Source organism: Terriglobales bacterium, assembly GCA_035454605.1.
Taxonomy (GTDB): Bacteria; Acidobacteriota; Terriglobia; order Terriglobales; family Acidobacteriaceae; genus DATMAB01.
Window position 1 is genome coordinate 1 of sequence record DATIGQ010000175.1, and the last position, 3,044, is coordinate 3,044.

Consider the following 3,044-nt stretch of genomic DNA (forward strand, 5'->3'; position numbering starts at 1 on the left):
TACCTCTTCCAGAGTGATATCTTTCTTCGGCGAGACACCCACCTGCGCTGAGGCGGCAAGCGTGGCGAGCAGCAAGGCTGTCGGGATCACCACCGGTTTCACGCCAGAATTGTACACGCGACCGAGTACCTGCAAGTGTGCTTGCAATCCCCCAGTTCTTGCTTCGCCCGCTAGGGGAGCAGTTCAGGCACCAGCATCCAGCGAAGCGCCCACTTTCCCTCGGCATCGCGTTCCAGGCAAACGCATCCTCCCGTCTGAAAGCGAACCGCCGGTTGATCGGGCGGCAGGCCGAGCAGGGTGGAGGCCAGACGGCTGAGATGGGGAAGGTGGCCGACCAGCATCAGATTGCACGCCTCGTTCTGCAGACGTACGGCGGTGATAGCAGGGTCATCGTTGGGCGCGAGGCCGGGGACCTGGCGTGCGTCCCGCCCGGGTCGAATTTGCGCGTTGAGGATTTCCGCCGTCTGGCGGGCGCGCAGCTTGTCGCTGTGTTCAATAGCGTCGAGGGGAATGTGCAGGCGAGCAAGGTGCGCCGCCACACGCGCCACCGTGCGCACACCCTCCTCGTTGAGCGGGCGCTGCGGGTCTTCCGCCTCCAGCTTGGATGCTCCGTGCTGTACTAAGTAAAGGAGCACGCAGAGATTCTAGACCCGATTTGCGATCGGCAATCGCCGGATCACTCGAAGATCATGATGGCGGAGGCGATGACGGTGGTCCACAGGCCGCGCTTGTCGCCTACGGCGGACTGGGTGATGTTCATCGTGCGCACGATCTTGTTGGAGATGCGGTAGATCTCTTTCTTCTCGTCCCAGGACCGGTCGGGATCGAACTCCACATTGAGGGTGGTGGCAAGCATCTCCGCGGCCAGTTCCTCGGCGTATTCGCCGGCGGTGAAGTCATCCTCACCGAAGGAGTGGTGCTCGCTCAGATAGCCGTAGGTGGAGCGGTCACCGGGGATAGCCAGGCCGATGCTCGCGGCCATCAGCCGGTGCGGTTCCTTGGTGGAGTTCTCCGCCACCACAGCAAACACCACCTCACCATGATTGAGGTACTTAAGCCCGTGGGTGCGGGAGATGAGCTTGCAATGGGGAGGGAAGATGGAGGATACGCGGACGAGGTTTTGCGAGGCGATGCCGGCATCGCGCAGCGCCAATTCGAAGGAGGTAAGCCGTTCGCGGTGTTTTCCCACACCCTTAGTGAGAAAGATCCGTTTGGGAACCATATCCTTACCCACGCCCACTACCTCCGCGAACGTTCGGTTACAAAGTCAGAGAATGTAACACAAACAAGCCGGAAAACAATCTGCGGAAAGGGCAAGGCCGGCGGCGGGGGTCAGCCCACCTGGGTCTGCGCCGGCTTCAGCTTGACGGCGATGTCAATGAAGGCCAGGGCAGCGCGGCTCAGCGCCTTGTCCTTGCGGAATACCAAGGCCAGGTCGCGGCGGATGTGGGCGTCGGCGAGCGGCAACGCCACCAGCGCGCCCGCGCGCACGTCTTCCAGCACGTTCGAGCGGGCGATGAATCCCACGCCCACGCCGGCGGCGGCGAAGCGCTTCAGCAGCTCGCTGGAATCAAGTTCCATGGAGATGTTGGGCTTGAGGCGGCGCTCGTGGAAGAGGGCCTCCAAAGCGTCGCGTGTGCGTCCGACCTTGGGCAGGAGCAGGGGGTAGCGCATTACATCGCTGACGCTGGCGGCGTCCAGCTTGGCCAGAGGATGCTGCGCCGCGGCAATGGCCACCAGCTCGTCACGATGGATCTGCACCACCGTAAGGCGGGTGTCGTTCACCGGCATGGAAACGACGCCGAAGTCCACCGAGTTGTCGATGATGGATTCGAGGATGCGGGCGCGTTCCGAGCGCTGGATGCTCACGGAAACGCTGGGGTACTGCTTCTTGAACTCGGCGAAGACCTCCGGAAGGATGTGCAGACAGGTGCCTTCGTTGGCTCCCACCACGATCTCACCGCGCGGAACCCGCTCCATCTCGGCGAGCGAAGTCAGAATCTGGCGGCGGGAGGCAAGCGCTTCCTCGGCGAACTTCTGGAATACCTTGCCCGGCGCGGTGAGCGACACCTTGCCGCCGGAGCGGTCGAGCAGCTTGGCGCCCACTTCTTCCTCGAGCACGCGGATCTGGGCGGAGATAGCCGGCTGGGTGCGGAAGCGCTTCTCGGCGGCGCGCGAGAAACTGCTCAGCCGCGCGACTTCAAGGAAGGTTTCCAGTTGATCGTAGTCCATGCTCAGCGACCCCGGTCAGACATGAACTTCCACAGCCCATGTGCTTGAGTGGTGGAGACTTACTTCGGCATAAGCCCCGATTATCGCACTCATAAAAACATTCAATTTCACAAACCCGGCGGCAGAGATTAGCTTGACTGCGTGGGGCTGCTCCCAGTGTAGCAGCCCACACCGAATCCTGAATTCCATGCCCATGTGCAACCGGCGCCGCAGCGGCCTCAGCTAAGGGTTGGCCACGGCCGGCGTCTCAACCGTCCGCCACGGCGGACGCCAAGGAGAAAACATGGCGACGCCCAAAGAAGTCCTGGAATTTGCCAAGCAGAACGGGGCCAAGCTCCTGGACCTGCGATTTACCGACATCCCCGGGCTGTGGCACCACGTTTCCTATCCCATCGACCAGTTGACCGAGGACTCGTTCGAAGACGGGTTCGGCATGGACGGCTCCAGCATCCGCGGTTGGGCGGCCATCCATGAGAGCGACATGCTGCTGATTCCGGATCCGTCCTGGTACGCGATGGACCCCTTCACCGACCAGCCCACCCTGGTGATGGTGTGCGACGTCATCGATCCGGTGACCAAGCAGCGCTACGACCGCGATCCCCGCTACATCGCCAAGAAGGCGGAGCTGTACCTCAGCTCCACCGGGCTGGCGGATACCGCGTACTTCGGCGCCGAAGCCGAGTTCTTCATCTTCGACAACGTCCGCTTCGACCAGCGCGAGCAGCACGGCTTCTACTTCATCGACGCCGAGGAGGGGCGCTGGAACTCCGGCCGCGAGGCCAACAACCTGGGCTACCGGCCGCGTTACAAGG

The 3,044-nt window shown here is 62.6% G+C and carries 4 protein-coding genes; 1 reads left to right on the forward strand and 3 read right to left on the reverse strand.

Annotation, left to right across the window (positions count from 1 at the left end):
- Positions 1-170: 170 nt before the first annotated feature.
- The 3 genes from sixA to VLE48_12670 all read right to left on the reverse strand — a co-directional run bounded on the left by sixA (position 171) and on the right by VLE48_12670 (position 2,232).
- Positions 171-635 (reverse strand): phosphohistidine phosphatase SixA, encoded by a 465-nt coding sequence (gene sixA, locus VLE48_12660; GenBank protein ID HSA93856.1) that lies wholly within the window; start codon positions 633-635, stop codon positions 171-173.
- A 41-nt stretch (positions 636-676) separates the two neighbouring features.
- Positions 677-1,222 (reverse strand): arginine decarboxylase, pyruvoyl-dependent, encoded by a 546-nt coding sequence (locus tag VLE48_12665; GenBank protein ID HSA93857.1) that lies wholly within the window; start codon positions 1,220-1,222, stop codon positions 677-679.
- A 110-nt stretch (positions 1,223-1,332) separates the two neighbouring features.
- Complete coding sequence (locus tag VLE48_12670; protein ID HSA93858.1) at positions 1,333-2,232, reverse strand: LysR family transcriptional regulator; 900 nt, start codon at positions 2,230-2,232, stop codon at positions 1,333-1,335.
- A 283-nt stretch (positions 2,233-2,515) separates the two neighbouring features.
- Between VLE48_12670 and VLE48_12675 the strand changes: the two genes are divergently transcribed.
- Positions 2,516-3,044 (forward strand): glutamine synthetase beta-grasp domain-containing protein (locus tag VLE48_12675; GenBank protein HSA93859.1); only part of this gene is annotated, 529 nt, incomplete at its 3' end.

Excerpts from the sequence above, each read along its gene's own strand:
- VLE48_12670 (HSA93858.1), bottom strand. The coding sequence starts at position 2,232 with ATGGACTACGATCAACTGGAAACCTTCCTTGAAGTCGCGCGGCTGAGC.
- VLE48_12665 (HSA93857.1), bottom strand. The coding sequence starts at position 1,222 with ATGGTTCCCAAACGGATCTTTCTCACTAAGGGTGTGGGAAAACACCGC.